Source organism: Puniceibacterium confluentis (assembly GCF_007923445.1).
Lineage (GTDB): Bacteria > Pseudomonadota > Alphaproteobacteria > Rhodobacterales > Rhodobacteraceae > Puniceibacterium > Puniceibacterium confluentis.
In genome coordinates, this window is the sequence record NZ_VOJI01000003.1 from 153,294 (window position 1) to 175,493 (window position 22,200).

The 22,200-nt window shown below is 64.7% G+C and carries 20 protein-coding genes; 14 read left to right on the plus strand and 6 right to left on the minus strand.

Annotated features, from left to right (window positions below; translation table 11 throughout):
• The first annotated feature begins 91 nt into the window (after positions 1 to 91).
• The gene (locus FOY53_RS05070; protein ID WP_146586381.1) at positions 92 to 1,606 is read left to right on the plus strand and encodes a YifB family Mg chelatase-like AAA ATPase; all 1,515 of its coding nucleotides are present in this window, start codon (positions 92 to 94) and stop codon (positions 1,604 to 1,606) included.
• Here FOY53_RS05070 and FOY53_RS05075 read toward each other — a convergent pair.
• The 4 genes from FOY53_RS05075 to rsmI all read right to left on the minus strand — a co-directional run bounded on the left by FOY53_RS05075 (position 1,576) and on the right by rsmI (position 4,764).
• Complete coding sequence (locus tag FOY53_RS05075; RefSeq protein ID WP_146586383.1) at positions 1,576 to 2,475, minus strand: alpha/beta hydrolase; 900 nt, start codon at positions 2,473 to 2,475, stop codon at positions 1,576 to 1,578. The two genes, FOY53_RS05070 and FOY53_RS05075, sit on opposite strands and share 31 nt — an antisense overlap.
• Entirely contained in the window at positions 2,472 to 3,407 is a 936-nt protein-coding gene (gshB, locus tag FOY53_RS05080) for a glutathione synthase (protein WP_146586385.1), read from the minus strand. Before gshB ends, FOY53_RS05075 begins: the two co-directional genes overlap by 4 nt.
• A 63-nt stretch (positions 3,408 to 3,470) precedes the next feature.
• The gene (locus FOY53_RS05085) at positions 3,471 to 3,863 is read right to left on the minus strand and encodes a YraN family protein (protein ID WP_146586387.1); all 393 of its coding nucleotides are present in this window, start codon (positions 3,861 to 3,863) and stop codon (positions 3,471 to 3,473) included.
• A 40-nt stretch (positions 3,864 to 3,903) separates the two neighbouring features.
• On the minus strand, positions 3,904 to 4,764 hold the full coding sequence (gene rsmI / locus FOY53_RS05090) for a 16S rRNA (cytidine(1402)-2'-O)-methyltransferase (protein WP_146586389.1): 861 nt from the start codon (positions 4,762 to 4,764) through the stop codon (positions 3,904 to 3,906).
• Positions 4,765 to 4,850: 86 nt separating this feature from the next.
• Between rsmI and FOY53_RS05095 the strand changes: the two genes are divergently transcribed.
• The 4 genes from FOY53_RS05095 (at position 4,851) to FOY53_RS05110 (ending at position 12,055) form a co-directional block, all read left to right on the plus strand.
• Complete coding sequence (locus FOY53_RS05095; RefSeq protein ID WP_146586391.1) at positions 4,851 to 6,041, plus strand: penicillin-binding protein activator; 1,191 nt, start codon at positions 4,851 to 4,853, stop codon at positions 6,039 to 6,041.
• Entirely contained in the window at positions 6,001 to 8,808 is a 2,808-nt protein-coding gene (locus tag FOY53_RS05100; protein ID WP_146586393.1) for a [protein-PII] uridylyltransferase, read from the plus strand. The genes FOY53_RS05095 and FOY53_RS05100 overlap by 41 nt, the downstream gene beginning before the upstream one ends.
• A gap of 210 nt (positions 8,809 to 9,018) precedes the next feature.
• Complete coding sequence (gene murJ / locus FOY53_RS05105) at positions 9,019 to 10,566, plus strand: murein biosynthesis integral membrane protein MurJ (RefSeq protein ID WP_146586395.1); 1,548 nt, start codon at positions 9,019 to 9,021, stop codon at positions 10,564 to 10,566.
• 4 nt (positions 10,567 to 10,570) lie between these two features.
• On the plus strand, positions 10,571 to 12,055 hold the full coding sequence (locus tag FOY53_RS05110) for a phospholipase D family protein (RefSeq protein ID WP_146586397.1): 1,485 nt from the start codon (positions 10,571 to 10,573) through the stop codon (positions 12,053 to 12,055).
• Between the two features lie 4 nt (positions 12,056 to 12,059).
• Here FOY53_RS05110 and FOY53_RS05115 read toward each other — a convergent pair whose 3' ends face one another.
• Positions 12,060 to 12,746: a rhomboid family intramembrane serine protease gene (locus tag FOY53_RS05115; protein WP_146586399.1), complete on the minus strand. Its 687-nt coding sequence runs from the start codon at positions 12,744 to 12,746 to the stop codon at positions 12,060 to 12,062.
• Between the two features lie 103 nt (positions 12,747 to 12,849).
• Between FOY53_RS05115 and trpS the strand changes: the two genes are divergently transcribed.
• Positions 12,850 to 13,881 carry a tryptophan--tRNA ligase gene (gene trpS, locus FOY53_RS05120; RefSeq protein ID WP_146586401.1) on the plus strand — a complete coding sequence of 344 codons (1,032 nt, stop codon included), beginning with the start codon at positions 12,850 to 12,852 and terminating at the stop codon, positions 13,879 to 13,881.
• A 35-nt stretch (positions 13,882 to 13,916) separates the two neighbouring features.
• Here the strand turns inward: trpS and FOY53_RS05125 are convergent, their stop codons facing one another.
• Positions 13,917 to 14,240, minus strand: coding sequence for an SHOCT domain-containing protein (locus FOY53_RS05125; protein WP_222435222.1), 324 nt, complete (start codon positions 14,238 to 14,240; stop codon positions 13,917 to 13,919).
• 184 nt (positions 14,241 to 14,424) lie between these two features.
• On the opposite strand from FOY53_RS05125, the gene FOY53_RS05130 reads away from it, so the two are divergent.
• The 8 genes from FOY53_RS05130 (at position 14,425) to FOY53_RS05165 (ending at position 22,179) form a co-directional block, all read left to right on the plus strand.
• Positions 14,425 to 14,910: a VOC family protein gene (locus FOY53_RS05130; RefSeq protein WP_146586403.1), complete on the plus strand. Its 486-nt coding sequence runs from the start codon at positions 14,425 to 14,427 to the stop codon at positions 14,908 to 14,910.
• A 62-nt stretch (positions 14,911 to 14,972) separates the two neighbouring features.
• Entirely contained in the window at positions 14,973 to 15,839 is an 867-nt protein-coding gene (locus tag FOY53_RS05135) for a branched-chain amino acid aminotransferase (RefSeq protein WP_146586405.1), read from the plus strand.
• A 4-nt stretch (positions 15,840 to 15,843) separates the two neighbouring features.
• Positions 15,844 to 16,914, plus strand: a complete 1,071-nt coding sequence (locus FOY53_RS05140) for a hypothetical protein (protein WP_146586407.1) — start codon at positions 15,844 to 15,846, stop codon at positions 16,912 to 16,914.
• A gap of 65 nt (positions 16,915 to 16,979) precedes the next feature.
• The gene (locus tag FOY53_RS05145) at positions 16,980 to 17,435 is read left to right on the plus strand and encodes a universal stress protein (RefSeq protein ID WP_146586409.1); all 456 of its coding nucleotides are present in this window, start codon (positions 16,980 to 16,982) and stop codon (positions 17,433 to 17,435) included.
• An 822-nt stretch (positions 17,436 to 18,257) separates the two neighbouring features.
• Positions 18,258 to 18,824, plus strand: a complete 567-nt coding sequence (locus tag FOY53_RS05150) for a NifU family protein (RefSeq protein WP_146586411.1) — start codon at positions 18,258 to 18,260, stop codon at positions 18,822 to 18,824.
• Between the two features lie 92 nt (positions 18,825 to 18,916).
• On the plus strand, positions 18,917 to 19,351 hold the full coding sequence (gene rimI / locus FOY53_RS05155; RefSeq protein WP_146586413.1) for a ribosomal protein S18-alanine N-acetyltransferase: 435 nt from the start codon (positions 18,917 to 18,919) through the stop codon (positions 19,349 to 19,351).
• A gap of 136 nt (positions 19,352 to 19,487) precedes the next feature.
• A complete protein-coding gene (locus FOY53_RS05160; RefSeq protein ID WP_146586415.1) occupies positions 19,488 to 20,492 on the plus strand; it encodes a BMP family lipoprotein in 1,005 nt (334 codons plus the stop codon).
• Between the two features lie 82 nt (positions 20,493 to 20,574).
• Positions 20,575 to 22,179: an ABC transporter ATP-binding protein gene (locus FOY53_RS05165; RefSeq protein WP_146586417.1), complete on the plus strand. Its 1,605-nt coding sequence runs from the start codon at positions 20,575 to 20,577 to the stop codon at positions 22,177 to 22,179.
• Positions 22,180 to 22,200: the final 21 nt, after the last annotated feature.

The window sequence follows — 22,200 nt, forward strand, 5'->3', positions numbered from 1 at the left end:
AAACGCACAAAGTTAACGTGCGCGGGCCTTTGTTAACCATTCGATAACCCTGCTCGCGCCACCCTTGCCGTGGCAACGAACAAGGGGCGGTATGGTCGCAACTTCCTACACCGTCGCGTTCGAAGGGGTCGAGGCCCGCCCGGTCGAGGTGCAATGCGCCGTGACCCCGGGGCTGCCGTCCTTTTCCATCGTCGGCCTGCCGGACAAGGCGGTGTCCGAAGCGCGTGACCGGGTCCGCACCGCGCTCACGTCGATGGCCATCGCCTTGCCGTCCAAGCGCATCACGATCAACCTGTCGCCCGCGGACATGCCCAAGGAAGGGTCGCATTTTGACCTGCCCATCGCGCTGGCGCTGCTTGCCGCGCTTGACATCATCCCGCAGGACGAGGTGGCGCAGCTGATGTCGCTGGGCGAACTCTCGCTGGACGGTTCGCTGGTCCCGGTGCAGGGGGCCCTGCCCGCCGCAATGACCGCCGCCGAAGAAAGCCGCACCCTCATCTGCCCCAGCGCCTCCGGGGCCGAGGCCGCCTGGGTCGAGGCCTGCACCGTGCTTGCGCCGGGCAATCTGCTGCAGCTAGTCCATCATTTCACCGGGCGCACCATCCTGTCGCCCAGCACCGCGGGCGAAGTGCAGACCGCGCCCGTGACACGTGACCTGTCTGACGTCAAAGGCCAGGAAAGGGCCAAGCGCGCGCTGGAAATCGCCGCGGCCGGCCGCCACCACCTGATGCTCATCGGCACACCCGGTTCGGGAAAATCCATGCTTGCAGCCCGCCTGCCCGACCTGCTGCCGCCGCTCAACGCGGTCGAGGCGCTGGAAACCTCGATGATCCACTCGCTTGCCGGGCTGCTGGACGAAGGCGGCATCTCGCGCAGCCGCCCGTTCCGCGATCCTCATCATACCGCCTCCATGGCGGCGATCGTCGGCGGCGGACGCCGGGCGCAACCGGGCGAAATCAGCCTCGCGCACAACGGCGTGCTGTTCATGGACGAATTCCCGGAATTTTCCCGCACCGTTCTGGAAACGCTGCGCCAGCCCATCGAAACCGGCGAGATCATGATCGCCCGCGCCAATGCGCATGTCACCTATCCCTGTCGCTTCATGCTGGTGGCCGCCGCCAATCCCTGCAAATGCGGCTATCTTTCCGATGCCTCCCGGGCATGCTCGCGGGCTCCGGTCTGTGGCGAAGACTACCTTGGCCGCATCTCGGGGCCGCTGATGGACCGGTTCGACATGCGTGTCGAGGTGCCGCCCGTTGCCTTCACCGACCTCGGCCTGCCGGCCTCGGGCGAAAGTTCGGCCACCGTAGCGCGGCGCGTCGCCACCGCCCGCGACCTGCAAAGCCGCCGGTTCGGCGGTCAGACCGGCCTGCGGACCAATGCCGATGCCCAGGGCCGGGTGCTGGAAGAAATCTGCACTCATGACAGCGAAAGCCGCAGCTTGATGCTGCGCGCCGCCGAGCGGTTCGGCCTGTCGGCCCGCGGCTATCACCGGGTGCTGCGGGTAGCGCGCACCATCGCCGATCTCGACAGCGCCGAGATCATCCGCCGCCCGCACATGGCCGAGGCCCTCAGCTACCGGCTGTTTTCGGCAAACGACGCCTGAACAAACCCCGCCACGCGGCGCAGACTGGCGCGGGCTTCGGGCAGCCAGCCATCAAAGATCTGCCACACATGTGGACAGTCGGGTTCGATGTCGACCGCGACGGTTGCGCCGAATTCGCGCAGTCTCGCGGCCATCCTGAGACCGTCATCGCGCAGCACTTCGGTCTCGCTCAGCTGGATCAGCACCGGCGGAGCGCCGGGAAAATCTGCATAAAGCGGCGACGCACGCGGATCGCGCCGGTCCGCCTCTTGCATGTAGATGCCCACAAGCTCTTCCAGCCGCTCGACCGGCAGCAACGGATCGCGCTGCCGGTTGGCGGTCAGGCTGCCGCCGGTTCCGGCCAGGTCCACCCAGGGCGAAAACGCAAAGGCCGCACGCGGCGCCCTGCCCTGGGCACAGGCCCAGGCGAGCAGTGCGAACATCAGCCCGCCTCCTGCGGAATCGCCGCCCAGCACAATGTCCTGCGGCCGGTATCCCAGGGCCTCCAGCCGCTGAAAGGCCGCCACAGCATCGTCGAAGGCCGCCGGAAACCGGGCCAGTGGCGCCAGCCGGTAACGCGGGGCGCAAACTTCGATGCCGGTCATCCGCGACAACCGCCCGATGAGCCCGCAATGGGTGCGCGGATGTCCGGAGATATAGGCGCCGCCATGCAGGTACAGGATCACCCGGCCGGGCTGGCAGGCCCCGGCCGAAATCCAGTGCAGCCCGCCAGGTCGCTCGAGGTGCCGCAGATAGGGCGGCGCCCGAAACAGCCAGCGCGCGGTGCGGGCAAAGTCGCGGTCCGCATGATCCGGGCCCCGGGTGCGGCGCAACCTGGGTTTGGCGACCAGCCGCATCTGCCAGTTCAGCAGACGCAGCTGCCAGCTCATGCGCGCCGAGCTTCGATCGCGATCCAGATCTTTTCGGCGATGTTCACCCCGTCGAAACGCTCAAGCTCCTGGATGCCGGTTGGCGAGGTCACGTTGATCTCGGTCAGGTAATCTCCGATCACGTCGATGCCGACAAAGATCTGGCCCTTTTCCTTCAGCAGCGGCCCGATCGTCGCGCAGATCTCGCGGTCACGCTCGGTCAGGGCAACCTTTTCGGGACGTCCCCCCACATGCATGTTTGACCGCACCTCCCCCGCCGCCGGCACCCGGTTGATCGCGCCCACTGCCTCGCCATCCACGAGAATGACCCGCTTGTCGCCCTTGGACACGGCGGGAAGGTATTTCTGGACGATCAGCGGTTCGCGGCTGAATCCGGAAAACAGCTCGTGCAGCGATGAAAGATTGCGGTCATTGGCATCCAGACGGAACACGCCGGCACCGCCATTGCCATACAGCGGCTTCAGAATGACATCGCCATGCCGCGCCTTGAAATCGCGGATTGTCTGAAGGTCACGCGCAATGGTCGTCGGCGGGGTGAGCTGCGGAAAGTCCAGTACCATCAGTTTTTCAGGGTAATTGCGGACCCAGAACGGATCGTTGACCACCAAGGTGCCGGGTGCCAGCCGATCCAGCAGATGGGTCGTGGTGATGTAATGCATGTCAAACGGCGGATCCTGCCGCAGCCAGACTACATCAAAGCCTGACAGATCGACCGTTTCCATGTCACCCAAAAGGGCGTGATTGCCCTGGACCCGCTGCACGGTCAGGGCGTGCCCCCGCGCTGTTATACGTCCTTCCTCATAAGCGAGGTGGTCGGGCGTGTAATAAAACAGTTCGTGGCCGCGGGCCTGCGCCTCTTCGGCCAGCCGGAACGTGCTGTCTGCATTGATATTGACCGGACCGATCGGGTCCATCTGAAAGGCGATTTTCATGCCGCATCCCTTGCATTTTGGCCCCTTTACATGGCGCAACCTGCAGGGCGGTGCAATGGCCCGCTAAAATTGACCGAAGGCGTTTTCAATCACCTGGATGGCACCCTGACCGTCGACGAGGGCCACGTCAAAGCGCACATCGGTCAGTTGCCCGCGCGGCTGTGTGCCCAGATATTCTTCTGCGGAGGCATAGATCCGCCGCATCTGCGCCCTTGAAATGCGCTCTGCCGCACGTGAAAAGGTGCGGCTCTTCTTGACTTCAACAAAGATCAGACCGTCCCCGTCGCGGGCGATCAGGTCGATTTCACCACTCTTGCCACGCCAACGTTGCCGGTCCGTCGGAAAGCCCCGGCGTTCGTAGTCCTGCGCAATCCGTATTTCCGCCGACATCCCGGAGTGATGGTTGACGGCGCCACGGTCACTGATCTGGCTGCTGCACGCCTGCCCTGCCGTCATCCTTACGGTTCCCTTCTTGTTGCTCGCACTGGCCTGCCGGTCAATCCTGCCGCCCCAGCCGCATCGCCTGCTGATACACCGGACGACGGGGCAGGCTGTACATCTGCGAAACAAAGTCCGACGCATCCCGCACCGACATCGTCTTCAGTGCCGTCTCCAGTGCGGTGGTAACATCCTGTTCGCTAATATTCGGTGAATCGCCACGCGCCACCAGCACAACGATCTCGCCCTTGACCGTGCTGCCTGTCAGGGATTCGGACAGGGATGTCAGGGTGCCGCGAAGACATTCCTCGAATTTCTTCGTCAGTTCCCGGCACACCACCGCCTTGCGGTCGCCCAGCACCTCGGCCGCGTCACGCAACATCGCGGCGACCCGCTTGGGTGATTCGTAGAACACCAGCGTTGCAGGAACCTCGGCAAGGGACCTGAGCTGTGTCTTGCGCTGGCCGCTGGCGTTCGGCAGGAACCCCGCGAACAGAAACCGGTCGGTCGGCAACCCGGCCAGGGTCAGCGCCGTTACCACTGCCGAAGCTCCGGGCGCGGCGGTCGCCGACATCCCTTCTTCGACGCAGGCGCGCATCAGATCGAACCCCGGGTCCGATATCATCGGCGTTCCTGCCTCGGAGGCATAAGCGACTGATTTCCCCGCGGCCATGTCGGCCATCAGCCGTGGCCGTGCACGGTCGCCGTTGTGGTCGTGATAGGGCACCAGCGGACGGTCCCCCAGCGAAACCCCGTGGATTTCCATCAGCCTGCGCAGGCTGCGGGTGTCTTCGGCGGCCAGCACATCCGCGGTCGCAAGAATGTCCAGCGCCCGCAGAGTGATGTCGCGTGCATTGCCGATCGGCACCGCCACCAGGTACAGACCCGGCGTCAACTTGCTCGCTCCCGGAATCTTCATTGGACCAATCCCCCGCCTCGTTTATGCTTCCCGGCAATATACGCGGGTCCAAACCCGCGCCCAAAACCCGAGGGAGTTCGTCCACCATGATTGCCGTTTTGTCCACCGCCCGCAAGGCGATCCGCCGCGGAGCCGTGCTCGCCTCCTGTCTGTGGCTTGCTGCCTGTGATCCGTCAATGATGGGGCCACTGGGCGGATCCAGTGGTGCGGGCGGGCCGCAGATCGACACCAATGCGCCGGTTCAGGTGGCGTTGCTGGTGCCGAAATCCGACCCCGGCGCCGCCCCGGTGGCGCGCGGACTGGAAAACGCCGTGCGGCTGGCCATGGCCGACCTGCAGGGCGTCCGCATTGATCTCCGGGTCTATGACACCGCCGGATCTGCCAGCGTTGCGGCCTCCAAGGCGCAGCAGGCGGTGGACGAAGGTGCCAAGATCATCCTTGGCCCGCTGTTCGGCGAATCGGCCAATGCCGCCGCGGTCGCCGTCGCCGACGAAGGCGTCAACGTTCTGAGTTTTTCCAACAACACCTCGATCGCCGGCGGCAATCTGTTTGTGCTGGGTGCGACCTTTGACAATACCGCTGACCGGCTGATGAGCTATGCCACCCGCCAGGGCAAGGGGGACGTGGTCGTACTTCACACCGACAGCGTCGCCGGCCAGTTGGGCCGCAACGCCATCACCGCCGCCGCGGCGCGCAACGGCGGGTCCGTGGTCGGGTCCGTGCCCTACAAGCTGAACACCGACAGCCTGAATTCGGCGCTCAATCAGGTCAAGGGCATGGTCGACAGCGGTGCCGCCAAGTCGATGTTCATCACCGACAACTACGACGGCGGCCTGTCGGTCGTGCTGCAACTGGGGCCGGAACGCGGCATCAACCCGGCCTCGACCCAGTACATCGGCCTGACCCGGTGGGACGTGCGTCCGGACGCCTTCCGCCTGCCCGGGATCGAAGGCAGTTACTTTGCGCTGCCCGACGTCGCGATGAACAACAACTTCGAGGCGCGCTATGCCAATGCCTACGGCAGCGCGCCGCATGCGCTGGCCGGGCTGGGCTATGACGGCATCGCTGCCATCGGTGCCCTGGTAAGTCAGGGTCGCCGCGATGCGCTGACGGGTCGCGCCCTGACGCAAGCGTCTGGCTTCCAGGGCACAGGCGGTGTATTCCGGCTGCTGTCGGACGGCACCAACCAGCGTGGCCTGGCTGTCGCGACAGTACGCAACAGCCAGGTGGTGATCCTTGACCCTGCCCCAAGAAGCTTCGGCGGCGCCGGTTTCTAACCCCGCCAACACCCCCGCGCTGCCGGATGACCTGATCCTTCCGGCGGCCCAGATCTTTGACCGGCCCGCAGTGCGCGAAGCATTGTGGGCCGCCGTCGCAGAGGCCGCCGACGAACGCGCGGTGCGTGCCGCGACGGTCCAGCTTTTGGGCCGCGCCCGGGACGAGGGCCGGGCGGCCATCGCCGCCGCGCTGGCGCTGCGTCCGTTCGAAGCCGCCGGAACAACCCGCGCCTATACCTGGATCACCGACTGTCTTGTCACGCTGACCTGGGAAGTGGCCACCGAGCGCCTGCACCGCAACGCCAACCCCACCAAGGGCGAACAGATCGCGGTCATCGCGGTCGGCGGTTATGGCCGGGGCGAAATGGCGCCGTTCTCCGACGTCGACCTGTTGTTCCTGACACCTTACAAGATCACCGCCTGGGCCGAGAGCGTCATCGAATCGATGCTCTACGTCTTCTGGGATCTCAAGCTGAAGGTCGGGCATTCGTCGCGCACGGTCAAAGACTGCCTGCGCCTCGGTGCCGAAGATTACACCATCCGCACCGCCATGCTCGAGCACCGGTTCCTGACCGGCAATGCGTCGCTGGCCAAGGATCTGGACACGCGGCTTTGGAAAGAACTGTTCAACGGCACTGCCCGTGAATTCGTTGCCGCCAAGCTGGCCGAACGTGATGCGCGGCATGAAAAGCAGGGCGGTCAGCGGTATGTGGTCGAACCGAACGTGAAAGAGGGAAAAGGCGGTCTGCGCGACCTGCAATCCCTCTACTGGATCGCGAAATACGTCTATCACACCGGCGATACCGGCAAGCTGGTGTCGCGCGGGGTCTTCCGGCCCGAAGAATACGCCACTTTCGTCAAGGCCGAGACTTTCCTCTGGGCGGTGCGCTGCCATCTGCACCTGCTGGCCGGGCGGCCGCTGGAACAGCTGACCTTTGACATGCAGGTCTCGGTCGCCGAGGCGATGGGATATACCGACCGCGGCGGCCGCCGCGCGGTCGAGATCTTCATGCAGCACTACTTTCGCCACGCCACCTCGGTCGGTGATGTCACCCGCATCCTGCTCACCTCGCTGGAGGCGGACCATACCAAGGACGCGCCGCTGCTGATGCGGATGTTCAAGCGCCCGCCCCGGGTGCGCGAAGGTTACGAGGTAATCAACAACCGCATTGCCATCTCGGACGACAAGGCATTCCTCGCCGCCAAGATGAACATTCTGCGGCTGTACGAAGAAGCCCTGCGCACCGGCCTGCTGATCCACCCCAACGCCATGCGGCTGGTGGCGGCCAACCTGCACCTGATCGACGACGACATGCGCAACAACAAGGAAGCGCAGCGCATCTTTCTGGACCTGATGCTGAAACACGGCAACCCTGACCGCGCCCTGCGCCGGATGAACGAACTGGGGGTTCTTTCGGCCTTTATCCCCGAGTTCGAGCCGATCGTCGCGATGATGCAGTTCAACATGTACCACCATTACACGGTGGACGAACATATCATCCAGTGCATCTGGCACCTGTCCGAACTCGAGAATGGCGCCCGGGTCGAAGAACTGCCTGTGGCGACGCAGATCCTGCGCGACGGCATCAACCGCAAGGTGCTGTACACGGCACTGCTGCTGCACGACATCGGCAAGGGGCGGGACGAGGACCATTCCATTGTCGGTGCCCAGATCGCCCGCAAGGTCGCGCCGCGCCTGGGTCTCGGGCCAAAGGATTCCGCCACGGTCGAATGGCTGGTGCGCCATCACCTGCTGATGTCGGACATGGCGCAGAAACGCGACATCGCCGACCCGCGCACCGTGCGCGACTTTGCCAAGGCGGTGCAGACCCGGGAACGGCTTGACCTGTTGCTGGTGCTCACGGTCTGCGACATCCGGGGGGTCGGCCCCAACACATGGAACAACTGGAAGGCCGCACTGCTGCGCGCTCTGTACCGCCAGACCCGCAACGGGCTGGAGAACGGCATGGAGGCGCTCAACCGCGAGCGCCGGGGCACCGAGGCAAAACGCCTGCTGACCGACGCCCTGTCGGATTGGGACGCCAAGGATCTCCGCACGGAAAAGGCGCGTCACTATCCGACCTACTGGCAGGGTCTGCATGTCACCGCGCATGTGGTCTTTGCCAACCTGCTGCGCGACCTTGGCACCGACGAAATCCGGATCGACATTCACCCGGACGATGACCGCGATGCCACCCGAGTGTGTTTTGCTCTGGTCGACCACCCCGGCATCTTTTCGCGTCTGGCCGGGGCGCTGGCGCTGGTCGGCGCCAATGTCGTCGATGCCCGCACCTATACCTCGAAGGACGGCTTTGCCACAGCGGCCTTCTGGATCCAGGACGCCGATGGCAGCCCCTATGAATCCACGCGGATCCCCCGCCTGCGGCAGATGATTTCCAAGACGCTGCGCGGGGAAATCGTCGCCCGCGAGGCGATCAAGGACAAAGACAAGATCAAGAAACGCGAGCGCGCCTTCAAGGTGCCCACGTCGATCACGTTCGACAACGAAGGCTCGGAAATCTACACCCTGATCGAAGTCGACACCCGCGACCGCCCGGGCCTGCTGTATGACCTGACCCGCACGCTGGCGGCGCACAACGTCTACATCGCCAGCGCGGTGATCGCGACTTATGGCGAACAGGTTGTGGACACCTTCTATGTCAAGGACATGTTCGGGCTGAAATTCTACTCGGGGGCAAAACAGAAATCGCTGGAGAAAAAGCTGCGCGATGCCATCGAGGCCGGTGTGGTGCGCGCCACGTCCTGACGGGGCGGGCAACCGCCCGCGCCCCCGCGCGGGGCATCCGCCGCCTAGAAAGCGGCGTCGCCCGTTGTCCGTTGTAAAGACCGCGCTGCCGTGCGCGCGCCGGTCCGGCTCCCGGGACACGGCGCGGAAAATCGCACGGCCGCCCCACTTTCCTCTGCCCGCACGATGCTCTACTCCTTGCGCGCATATCCTGCCCGGACCGGAGCGCTCATGAAACCCATCCGCCTGATGTCGGGCATTCTCACGGTCGGATTCTGGACCCTTGCCAGCCGGGTGCTGGGCGTCGCGCGCGAAATCATCATTCTGGCCCTCATCGGCCCCGGCCCGCTGCTGGATGCCTTTGTCGCGGCCTTTCGACTGCCCAACATGTTTCGCCGGTTCTTTGCCGAGGGCGCCTTCAATGCCGCCTTTGTGCCGATGTTTTCCAAGAAGTACGAAGCCGGTGAGGATCCGCTGGGGTTTGCCCGCGACGCGATGAACGGCCTGGGCCTGGTGCTGCTGGCGGTCAGTGCCGTGGCGCTGATCTTCATGCCGGCGCTGGTCTATGCCACAGCCTCGGGATTCGCCGGTTCGGACCGCTTTGACCTCACGGTCGGCTACGGGCGCGTGGTCTTCCCCTATATCTTCTTCATCTCGCTGGCGGCGCTGTTTTCCGGCGTCCTGAACGCCACCGGGCGTTTCGCGGTTGCCGCGGCGGCGCCGGTGCTGCTGAACATCTTTGTCATCGTCGCGATGCTGGGCGCGCATTTTGTCGGCGGCAGCGTCATCAGCGCCCTGATCTGGACCGTCCCGGTCGCCGGCGTCGCGCAACTGGCGCTGACGTGGTACGCAGCGGAACAATCGGGGGTCAGGGTGCGCCCGGGGCGTCCACGCCTGACCCCGGACATGCGGCGCCTGATGCGCATCGCCCTGCCTGCAGCCCTTGCCGGCGGCGTCATGCAGGTCAACCTGCTGGTCGGCCAGCAGGTCGCCTCGAACTTCGACAAGGCCGTCGGCTGGCTCTATGCAGCCGACCGCCTGTATCAGCTGCCGCTCGGCGTGGTCGGCATCGCGGTCGGGATCGTGCTGCTGCCCGATCTGTCGCGGCGGCTCAAGGCGCGCGACGACACCGGCGGACGCGCGGCATTTTCCCGCGCCGGCGAAATTTCACTCGCGCTGACCATCCCCTGCGCGGTCGCGCTGGTGGTCGTGCCTCTGCCGATGGTGTCGGTGCTGTTCGAACGCGGCGCCACCGGGCCGGACGACAGCGCTGCCATCGCCCTGGCCGTGGCACTGTACGGGCTGGGCCTGCCCGCCTTTGTGCTGCAAAAGGTGCTGCAACCGCTGTTCTTTGCCCGCGAAGACACCCGGACGCCGTTCCGGTATGCCGTCTGGTCGATGATTGCCAACGCGGTGATCGCCATCGGCCTTGCGCCCAGCATAGGCTGGATCGCGCCGGCCATCGCCACCACGACCGCGGGCTGGCTGATGGTTGTCCTGCTGCTGCTGGGCGGGCGCCGACTGGGTGAAGTCGCGCGATTTGATGCCCGGTTTCGCCGCAGGCTCTGGAGAATTTGTCTCGCGTCGGCCCTGATGGGTGCTGCGATGTGGGGAACCTTGATCCTGCTCGGACCGTTGTTCGGGCAACCGGGATGGCGCTATCTCGCCCTGCTTGTGCTGCTGGCCGTGGGCGCCCTGTCCTATGCCCTGGCCGGTCAGGCGACGGGCGCATTCCGGCTCTCGGAATTCCGCAATGCCCTGCGCAGAAAGCCCCGCTGACCCCATGACCCTGACACCGCTGATCACCGCCGCCGAAGGATTTCCCGCTCTGGAGCGTCTGGCATACGACGCGCAGGAAGAATTGTTCCTGTCGTTCCGCATCTTTGATCCCCGCACCCGCCTGCGCACCGCGGAACTGCGTGAACAAGGGCTCGACACCTGGGGCGATCTGCTGGCGCTGATCGCCCGGCGCGGCGTGCGCATCCGCATGATCCTGTCGGATTTCGACCCGCTGTTCACGTCGGACCTGCACCGGCGCGCCTGGGCCTCTGCCAGCGCCTTTGCCGTCCGGGCCGAGGGAGATGTTCAGGTGCTGGTCGCACCGCACGGGCAGGACGCGGGCTGGCTGTGGCGGACATTGCTCTGGTTCAAGATCCGCGCCAGGGTGCGCGCCCTGCAAGCGGACGATCCGCTGAAACTCACACCGGTTCAGCGCAAACTGCTGGCCTCGAAACCGATCCTGCGGCCGGTCACGCTGCACCAGAAGTGCGCCGTTGCAGATGGCAGGGCCTGCATCATCGGCGGGCTGGATGTGGACGAACGCCGCTTCGACACCCCGGATCACGACCGCCCGGCGGAGGACACCTGGCACGATGTCAGCATGGCGGTGACCGGCGACTTCGCGGCCACGCTGCGGGCGCATCTGGCAGACACCTGGAACGCGGCGCTCAAGTGCGGTGCGGCCTCGCTGGCACAGCGCGCCCTGCCGATCGACGCAGCGGTGCATCCCCAGGGCACCACCCAGCTGCGGCTGGTGCGGACGTCTTCCACGCCCTGCACCGGCTTTCGGGTTCTTGAGCCGCAGCCCTATATCACTGAGCACGAAGAGGTTCTGATCAAGGCCATCGGCGCGGCACGGCGCAGCATCTATATCGAGACACAGTTCCTGCGCCACCTTCCGATCGCCAGGGCTCTGGCCGAGGCCGCCAGCCGGGTTTCGGATCTGCAATGTATCATCCTGCTGCCGGCAGAACCGGACCGGGTGATGTTCGACGGCGATACCGGCTGGGATGCGCGCCACGCCCAGTCGCTGCAATTGCGGGCTCTGAAAACCGTGCGCGAGGGCTTTGGTGACCGCCTCGCGCTGATCGCGCCGGGCAAACCGACCACCGCCCCGGTGGGCAAGGCTGCAATCTGCGACGCCAGCCCGATCTACGTACACGCCAAGGTCACGCTGATCGACGACGATTTCGGCCTGGTCGGATCCGCCAACCTCAACGGCCGGTCGATGCGCGCCGATACCGAAGCCTCGGTCCTGTTCCGCGATGCCGCCACCATCCAGGCACTGCGCGCGCGACTGGCAGACAAGTGGTTATCAGAAGCGGCCGGGTCCGGCGACATTGCCCGGGCCGCCCTCTGGACCGCCGAAGCCGAAGCAAACGCCGCCCGCGACCCCGAGCAGCGCCGCAGCTTTGCCCTGCCCTTTCCCTATGAACGGCTGCGCCGGTTTTCCCGCGCCCTGCCGATCCTGCCGTCGAATATTTTCTGAGCGCTCAGTCGCGCCGCACCAGCGACAGGATCTTGCGCCAGCCGCCTGGCACCAGAAACAACGACAGCCCCAGCCCGACGCAGAAGCCGCCCAGATCCGCCACCCAGTCGTTGCTGCTGCCAAACAGCAGCCCGAACAGCAACTGCAGCCCCAGCAGCATCCCGATCAGCGAAAACGCCCGCAGTTGCTGTGCGCCCATTTCGCCCAGTCGCACCCAGAGCAGATAGGTGAAGGCGCCGATCAGCCCGTAGACCGCCGGAAACGCCCCGATCAACGGCACCGGCGTCTCAACGATCAGCCCATAGGCCAGCGCCCCCCCGACCGAGGACAGGACAAAGATGGCGAGCGTGGCCAGCGCGCCGAACACTTCGCCCACCATCTTGCCCAATGCCAGCAGCATCACCGCACCGACCAGCGCATGGGTAAAGCTGCCATGGATGAACGGATAGGTGACCAGACGCATCAGGTGTTCAACCGGGTACTGCCCGGTGGCCAGCATCCAGTTCAGGATCTGCCCGGAAAACGCATACCTTTCGATCGCCTCGAGCCGCCAGCCCACCGCGCCCGGACCGCCGATGATGCCACGTGCCCCGAGGGAAAATGTCACCTCGACGCCGACCATCAACAGAAACAGCGCCACCACCACCGGGGGCAGCGGATTGACCGGGCTTTCGTTGTGCGGGCTTTTCATCCTGGGGACCTCATGCATGGTGCGCCTGCCCGGGGGGCATGTTGACGGCGCTCAAGCGCATGGGTAAGCCAGCGGCAGTCATAATTCCAGACGGAGAATTGCCATGTCCGAGGGGGTCCAAACCTCTCCCGCCTTCACGCCCCGGGTTTTTTCGGGGATCCAGCCTTCGGGCGATCTGCATCTTGGCAACTATCTTGGCGCCCTCAAACGCTTTGCCGACGCCCAGAACCAGGGCATCCAGTCAATCTACTGCATGGTTGACCAGCACGCGATCACCGTCTGGCAGGACCCGGTCAAACTGGCCCGCGCTACCCGCGAACTGGCCGCCGGGTTCATCGCCTCGGGCATAGACCCGAACAAGTCGATCCTGTTCAACCAGAGCCAGGTCGCGGAACATGCCCAGCTCGCGTGGATCTTCAACTGTGTGGCGCGCATGGGCTGGATGAAGCGCATGACCCAATTCAAGGACAAGGCCGGAAAGAATGCCGAGAACGCATCGCTCGGGTTGTTCGGATATCCGGCGCTGATGGCGGCGGACATCCTGATCTATCACGCCACCCATGTGCCGGTGGGCGAAGATCAGAAACAGCACATCGAACTGACCCGCGACATCGCGGCAAAGTTCAATCACGACTACGGGATCGAATTCTTTCCGATGACCGAGCCGGTGATCGAAGGCGCGGCCACCCGGGTGATGTCGTTGCGGGACGGGTCCAAGAAGATGTCGAAATCCGATCCTTCGGACGCCAGCCGCATCAACATGACCGACGACGCCGATACGATCGCCAGCAAGATCCGCAAGGCCAAGACAGATCCGGACGCGCTGCCATCCGAGGCAGAGGGGCTCAAGGACCGGCCTGAGGCGCGCAACCTGGTGAACATCTACGCTGCGCTGTCGGACATGTCGGTGTCCGAGGTGCTGGCTGAAAACGGTGGCCAGCAGTTCTCGGCATTCAAGCCAAGGCTGTCGGAGCTCGCGGTGACCAAACTGGCACCGATCTCGACCGAGATGGCACGGCTGATGACGCAGCCGGACGAAATCGACGCCATCCTGCGCCATGGCGCCGCCCAGGCGCGTGAAATCGCGGCACCGATCCTGCAAAAGACCTATGACATCGTCGGCATGGTGCGCTGAGTCCATCGGGCGGGTTTTCACCCGCCCGCAGCCGCTCACATTTGCAACGCCTTCTTGCGCTGCGTGAATTCCTCGGCATCTATCTCGCCCCGCGCCAGCCGCTCGCGGAGGATGCCCAGCGCGGCGCCGCCGTTGCTGTCCGCAGCACCCGTCGGGCCGAGCCAGCGCAGCAAGGCGACTGTTCCCAGAACGACGCCGATTGCGATCACCAGCATCATGCCGCCACCGATCAGGCCGTAGCCCATGCCAAATCCTCCGTCGAACATGTGCGGGTGGTAGCCCCCGCTCTCGAAACCCTGCGCAGCTGCGGCTGTCCCCAGCAGGACACCTGCGCCGATCATCCCGACAAATCTGTACATAGCGATTCTCCTGTTGCACTGGTCGGACGTTAGGCAAACGCCGGTCATGCTTCCTTGACCTGTGTCAAACCCCGCGCCGTTTGCCCGCGACAACCTGTGCGCCAGCGCACCCCAAGGGTCCGAAAACCGCAAATATACAGAGCGGGCCGGCACCCCTATGTTTCCTGCAGCGAAAGGACACATCATGCCACACACCACCCACCCTCAGACCAGCATCGGTCACGTCCACCTCAAGGTTTCGGATCTGGAACGCGCCATCGCCTTTTACCGCGACGTGATGGGCTTTGAGCTCCAGGTCAGATACGGCGCGCAGGCGGCATTCCTGTCGGCAGGCGGTTATCACCACCATATCGGCCTGAACACCTGGGAAAGCCGCGGCGGCACCCCACCGGCGCCGGGCACGACCGGTCTGTATCATGTTGCGTTCCTCTACCCGGACCGGGCCGCGCTGGCCGCCACCTTCAGGAGCGTGCTGGACGCCGGGGTCGAAATCTCGGGGGCCGCCGATCACGGTGTTTCCGAAGCCATCTATTTCAATGACCCCGACGGCAACGGCATCGAAATCTACCGCGACCGCCCGCAGCACGAATGGCCGCGCGAACCCTCGGGCGAGATCCGGATGTCGAACAGCCGCCTGGACCTTGATGCCCTTCTGACCGAGGCGCCCTGAGCCTCTGGACCTCGCTCTCTGCCGGGCTTAGTTTGCATGCCAACAGACCCAGGAGAGGCAGCATGGCGACAGGCACCCAGATCCGTACGTATTTCAACGGCCAGTGGCACGATGGCGACATCCCGGTCATCCGGGGTGCCGATCACGGTGCATGGCTGGGCTCCAACGTCTTTGACGGCGCGCGGTATGTAAACGGGCTGGCGCCGGACCTGCTGGCACATTGCGCCCGGGTCAACCGTTCTGCCGAGGCGCTGATGGTGACCCCGACCGTCACCCCGGAAGAGATGGTCGCGATCGTGTGGGACGGACTTGCCGTCTTTGCGAAAGAGACCGCCGTCTATATCCGGCCGATGTACTGGGCGCTGGACGGCGATGCGACGGCCATCGTGCCGAAACCCGGTGGCGGCACCGGCTTTGCCATCTGCCTCGAAGCCATTCCGATGGCGCCCGAGAGTGCCTCGACCACGCTGACCCGCACCCGGTTCCGCCGACCTGTGATGGAAGATGCGGTGGTCAACGCCAAGGCCGCCTGTCTGTATCCCAACAACGCCCGGATGCTGGCCGAGGCCCGCGCCAAGGGGTTTGGCAACGCTCTGGTCGCCGATGCCATGGGCAATGTCGCCGAATCCGCCACGGCGAACGTGTTTATGGTCAAGGACGGAACCGTTCTGACCCCGATCCCCAACGGCACTTTCCTCTCCGGCATCACCCGCGCCCGGCACATCACAAACCTGCGTGCCGATGGCACCGAGGTGATCGAGACGATCCTGACCTTCGACGATTTCCATGCCGCAGACGAAATCTTTCTGTCCGGCAACATGAACAAGGTCACCCCCGTCACCGCCTTTGACGACACCCAGTACCAGATTGGCCCCGTCACCCGCAGGGCGCGACAGCTGTACTGGGACTGGGCACGCTCTGAAAGTTAGGGCGATGCGGCGCTGGCTGTATCACCTGTTCATCGCCGCACAGATCCTGGTATTCCTGCTGGGCCTGCTGTGGTTCTGGCACACCAGTCCGTTTTCCGACCCGATCATCGAGCGCAGCCAGTCCGAAGTGCGTCAGGCGCTGGACCGCGCCATGGCCCGCAGGGTCGATCAGGACTGGCTGGACAACCGGCTGTCCGCGGCCCTGGCCGAAGCCGACATCGACCGCGCGTCCCTGCTCATCGCGATCGGTGCCGACAGGACACCGGCGGTGCTGCCCTCGCAACAGCTGCGCGACGAATATGACCGCCAGGCAAGGGTCGCGGGCAGTTATTGGGCTGCCGCCGGCGCATGCAGTCACTGCGCCGTGGATGCGACCTCGTGCAAAAGCGTCACCTATCTTGCCACCTGCCTCATTCCGTTCGAGCTTACCCCGCTGGGCGACCTCAATGCGCTGCGCGCCGAGGCCTGGGCCGCCCTGTCGGGCCAGGAGATCGATGAGCTCAACGCCGGGCTGGCAATTCTGGGTCTTGGCGCGACGACATTGATCGTGGTCAGCGGACCGGTGTCCGCCACCGCCAAGGTGGGTGCCACGACGCTGCGCATCGCGCGCAAGATCGGCAGCCTCACCACGCGGATGGCCGGCGAGCTGAGCGACATGGCACGGCTCGACATCAAGGCGGGCGGTCTGTTGCGCTGGGCGCGTGGCAGCGGGCCGCTGGAAGACGCACTGGATGTTGGTCGGCTGGCGCGGCTGGAAACGGTCAGCGAGTCGATGACGGCGGTGGCACGGCGCACCTCGTCGGCCGAGGCGCTGATCCTTGTGCGCCACGTCGATACTGCCGAGGATGCCGCCAGACTTGCTCGCGTGGCCGAAGCCGCCGGACCCGACACCCGCAAATTCTTTACTGCGCTGGGGAAAAGCCGGGTGTTCCGCGCGCTGGTGCGCCTCAGCGATACGGCGCTGTTCGGCGCGACGCTGATCTATGCGGCCATGATACATGTTCTGACCGGAATTGCGCACTTTGCGGGCGACAGGATTCTGCACGGCGTCAGACAGCTGCTGCGCCCCCGGTAACGGTCGAGGTTGCACAATTCGGCAACGCGCCCCATGATCCGCGCCAGTGAAAAGGATCCAGAGCAATGCGCAAGTTCCTCGTCGTGCTGGATGACAGCCGCGAATGCCTGAACGCCATGCGGTTCGCCGCCATGCGCGCCGCCAAGACCGGCGGCGGGGTCGCAATCCTGTCGGTGATCCCTCCGGACGAGTTCAACCACTGGATCGGGGTGGGCGACATCATGCGCGAAGAAGCCCGCGAACGTATCGTGGCGCACTTCGAGGTTTTTGCGAAATGGATGCGCGACAAGCAGGGCGTCGACCCCGAACTGGTGATCCGCGAAGGTGAACCGTTGCAGGAGATCATCGAACAGGTGAAGGACGATGCGGAGATCGGGGTACTGGTTCTCGGAGCGGGCAGCGACAAGTCGGGGCCCGGTCCGCTGGTGTCCCAGCTCAGCCGAAGCTCCGGCAGCCTACCGATTCCGATCACCATCGTTCCCGGCGACATGTCCAAGGAACGGCTCGAAGCCATCACCTGAACCTGAACAGCCCTGGCTGCGGCAACGGGGCCGCGCCTGTGCCTCAGCCACGACCACGCCGTCTGGATCGGTGTGTGAGGTCGGGCGGGCGGGAGGATGCCGGTCTCTGCGTTGCCTGAACGCCAGATGGCGGGGCATATTTGGCGGCATACGGGCACATGACGCCAGTTGGCGTCAGGGTGACGCGAAATTGCCCCAAAAACCTGTATGAAAATGCAGGTTTCGGTCAATTCACCGAAACTTAAGGAATACGGCAGTTTCGCCAGAATTGTGTCTGTTTTCCGCCCGGTTTCAATCTCAGGGTGAGTCCATCGGAACACAACAACCCACCACCCCATCCCTCACCGCCTCAGACTGAAAGGGTAGACACCATGCACATCGAACTTCACACCCCGCGCCTTCGCTGCCCTCACGCCCTGCGGCCACAGCGCTCCCGTGACCGGAACCTGCATCGGAATTCTTGCACATTCTCCCTGCACTTGCTGCCACAACGCCCGCTGATGCGCTCTCTGCATCAGCCGGACCTGAAAGGAGGCCTCAACGAACCCAAGCCCCATCTTGCATAGCGCCGCTTTCTTGCATCCACCGGATGGCGCTGCATCCCCCCGGCCAGGACCCGCATCACTGTAGGTCCGGCCCAGACGGCCCCGTGTGCTGACAGACGCACGGGGCCGTGCTTCGTTTCGAGGCCCGCCCAAAGTGAAACCGGCGCTGGCAATTGCTGCCGAACCCGTCGCGAGCCTTTGTTTAGAATCATTCCAAACCTTGACGCTTGACGGTCCGGGGCGCATATATGGGGGAACCCAGAAAGGTGCAGCTCAGATGTTTATCCAGACCGAATCCACTCCGAACCCGGCAACTCTGAAGTTTCTGCCCGGCCAGACGGTTCTTGACATGGGCACCGCCGATTTCCCCAGCGCCGAAGGCGCCGCGGCGTCGCCGCTGGCGACACGGCTGTTCGCCGTGGCCGGCGTCAAAGGTGTTTTCTTCGGCAATGATTTCGTCACCGTGACCAAGGCCGAGGAAACCGACTGGGACCACGTGAAACCTGCCATCCTTGGCGCCATCATGGAGCATTTCCAGTCCGGCCAGCCGGTCATGGCGGATGACGCGCAGCAGGCGGGCAGCGGGCACGCCGCCCATGACGGCGAAGACGCGGAAATCGTCGGCCAGATCAAGGAATTGCTGGACAGCCGCGTGCGCCCCGCCGTGGCCCAGGACGGCGGCGACATCACGTTTCATGGCTTTGATCGCGGCGTGGTCTACCTGCACATGCAGGGCGCCTGCGCCGGTTGCCCGTCGTCGACCCTGACCCTGAAGATGGGGATCGAAAACCTGTTGCGCCACTATATCCCCGAAGTCACCGAAGTGCGCCCCGTCGCCGTCTGAGGCTGCGCTGCGATGACTGCGGATGACCCGGCATATCCGCGCCCCGGCCAGCGACGTCGTGCCGCCGCGGCGCGGATTCCCTGTCGGCCAACATGACTCCGGCAGAGCTGTCGGCGCTGCAATCCCGCGCCTACCTGGACATGTCGCCGTGGTCGGTGCAGGATTTTCTGGACATCCTCAGTCAGCCCACGACCCTGCTGACGACGCAGCCCCATGGCTTCTGTCTCGGCCGGGTGGTCCTGGACGAGGCGGAAATCCTCGCCCTCGCCACCGACCCGGACCACCAGAGGCAGGGCTGCGCCACAGGTATCCTCGAACGCTTTCTGCAATCCGCCGCCGAACGCGGCGCGGTGACGGTCTTTCTCGAGGTCGCCGCTTCCAACGCTCCGGCGCGGGCGTTTTACCGCCGCCACGGCTTTGAACAGACCGGCCTGCGCCGGGGCTATTACCGCCAGCCGGACGGGACGCGGACCGATGCCCTGCTCATGGCCCGCCCAGTGACCCGAGGTCAGCACCCCGAGTTGTGACATCGCCTTTGGCTACAAGGCAAAAAGCTGTTGACCCTCCGACGCCGACACGTCCTTAATTGCACCTGATCTGCTTTGATCCACGAAACGCGGACCGGGCACGCCCGCCGCGTTACCAACATTCTGGGAGCGACCTATGACCCTCATGCAGAAATTCCTTGGCGCCGCCGCCACCCTGGCCCTCACCGCCGGTGCTGCGCATGCCGACCCCGCGCTGATCTATGACCTTGGCGGCAAGTTCGACAAATCCTTCAACGAAGCAGCGTTCAACGGCGCCACCAAATGGGCCGAAGAGTCCGGCGGCACCTTCAAGGACATCGAACTGCAGTCCGAAGCCCAGCGCGAACAGGCGTTGCGCCGCTTTGCAGAGGCAGGGTTCAACCCCGTCGTCACCACCGGCTTCTCGATGTCGACGCCGATCGCCGCCGTGGCCGCCGACTACCCCGACACCAAATTCGTGACCATTGACGGATATGTCGACCCGGCTGAACATCCCAACGTGCTGTCGATCCTGTTTGCCGAACATCAGGGCAGCTATCTTGTCGGAATGCTCGCGGCGATGGCATCGAAATCGGGCACCGTCAGCTTTGTCGGCGGCATGGACATCCCGCTGATCCGCAAGTTCGCCTGCGGCTACGCGCAGGGTGTCAAGGCGGTCAATCCCGATGCCACCATCATCTCGAACATGACCGGCACCACGCCGGCCGCCTGGAACGACCCGGTCAAGGGCTCGGAACTGACCAAGGCGCAGATCAGCCAGGGCTCGGACGTGGTCTTTGCCGCGGCCGGCGGCACCGGTCTGGGCGTGCTCCAGACCGCCGCCGACGAAGGCATCCTGTCCATCGGCGTCGATTCGAACCAGAACTACCTGTTCCCGGGCAAGGTCCTGACCTCGATGCTCAAGCGTGTGGACGTCGCGGTCGCGGAATCCATGGCCGCCGGTGCCGACCTTGAAACCGGTGTCAAGGCGCTGACCCTTGAGGGCAACGGCGTCGGCTACGCGCTGGACGACAACAACGCCAGCCTGATCAGCGCCGAGATGGAAGCCGCGGTCGAAGAGGCCAAGGCCAAGATCATCGCCGGCGAGATCGACGTGCATGACTATTCGTCCGACGACAGCTGCCCGGCCATCAACTTCTGAGCACTGCCGGGCCAACGGCACACAGCAGGGCCGCGCCAGTGCCGCGCGGTCCTGCCCCCTTCCGCCACAAACGGACAGACGCATGACCGACCCCGCCCCCGCGATCGAGCTTAAAGGCATCTCCAAGGCTTTCGGCCCGGTGCAGGCCAACAAGGACATCTCGATCCGCGTCATGCCCGGCACGATCCACGGCATCATCGGCGAAAACGGGGCCGGAAAATCGACGCTGATGTCGATCCTCTACGGATTTTACAAGGCTGATGCGGGCGAGGTGTACATCGCTGGCAAAAGGACCGAGATCCCCGACAGCCAGGCCGCGATCAGTGCCGGCATCGGCATGGTCTTTCAGCATTTCAAGCTGGTCCAGAATTTTACCGTCCTTGAAAACGTCATCCTTGGTGCAGAAGACGGCGGCCTGCTGCGCCCCTCGCTGGCCAAGGCGCGCGGCGCCCTGAAGAAACTGGCCGAGGAATACGAACTCTCGGTCGATCCCGACGCCCTGGTCGAAGACCTCAGTGTCGGCCACCAGCAACGGGTCGAGATCCTCAAGGCGCTCTACCGCCACGCGGACATCCTGATACTGGACGAACCCACCGGGGTGCTGACTCCGGCCGAGGCCGACCATCTGTTCCGCATCCTTTCGGGCCTGCGGGCGCAGGGCAAGACAATCATCCTGATCACCCACAAGCTGCGTGAGATAATGGAGATCACCGACACGGTCTCGGTCATGCGTCGGGGCGAAATGACCGCCACCGTCAAGACATCCGAAACCTCGCCCGAACAGCTGGCCGAACTCATGGTGGGCCGCAAGGTCCTGCTGCGGGTCGACAAGAAGCCGGCAAGACCCGGCGCCAAGGTTCTCGAGGTCGAAAATCTGCGGCTGGTGGACGAAAACGGGGTGGAACGGCTCAAGGGCATCTCGCTGGACCTGCGGGCGGGTGAGGTTCTCGGCATCGCCGGGGTGGCGGGCAACGGCCAGTCCGAACTGCTGGAAGTTCTGGGCGGCTATGCCAATGCCACCGGCACCGTACGCGTGAACGGCAGGGCTATAGCGCTGTCGGGCAAAGACTGCACCGGCCAGTCCCGTCGCGCCGACGGCATCGGCCATGTTCCCGAGGACCGCCACCACGAAGGGCTGATCCTGCCCTACACCGCTTGGGAAAACGCCGTTTTCGGCTACCATCGCGATCCCGCTTTCCAGTCGGGCCCTCTGATGAACAACGCCGCGATCCGCGAGGATGCCAAAGGCAAGATGGCGCGTTTCGACGTCCGCCCGCCTGATCCCAACCTGGCCGCGCGCAACTTTTCCGGCGGCAACCAGCAGAAGATCGTCCTCGCACGCGAGATCGAGCGCAACCCTGACATCCTGCTGATCGGACAGCCCACCCGCGGCGTGGATATCGGCGCCATCGAGTTCATCCATCAGCAGATCATCCGCCTGCGTGATGAAGGCAAGGCGATCCTTCTGGTCTCGGTCGAGCTGGACGAGATCTTTTCGCTTTCGGACCGCATCGCCGTGATGTTCGACGGTCAGCTCATGGGCCTGCGCAATGCCGCGGACACCGACCAGCGCGAACTCGGCCTGATGATGGCCGGCATCACCGAGGATCCGGGGGATGACAGCATCGCCGCGGTCGAGGCGCAACTTGCCGCCAAAAACGCTCGCGAGGCGGCCCACCATGGGTAACAAGACCCGCAGGTCCCAGAA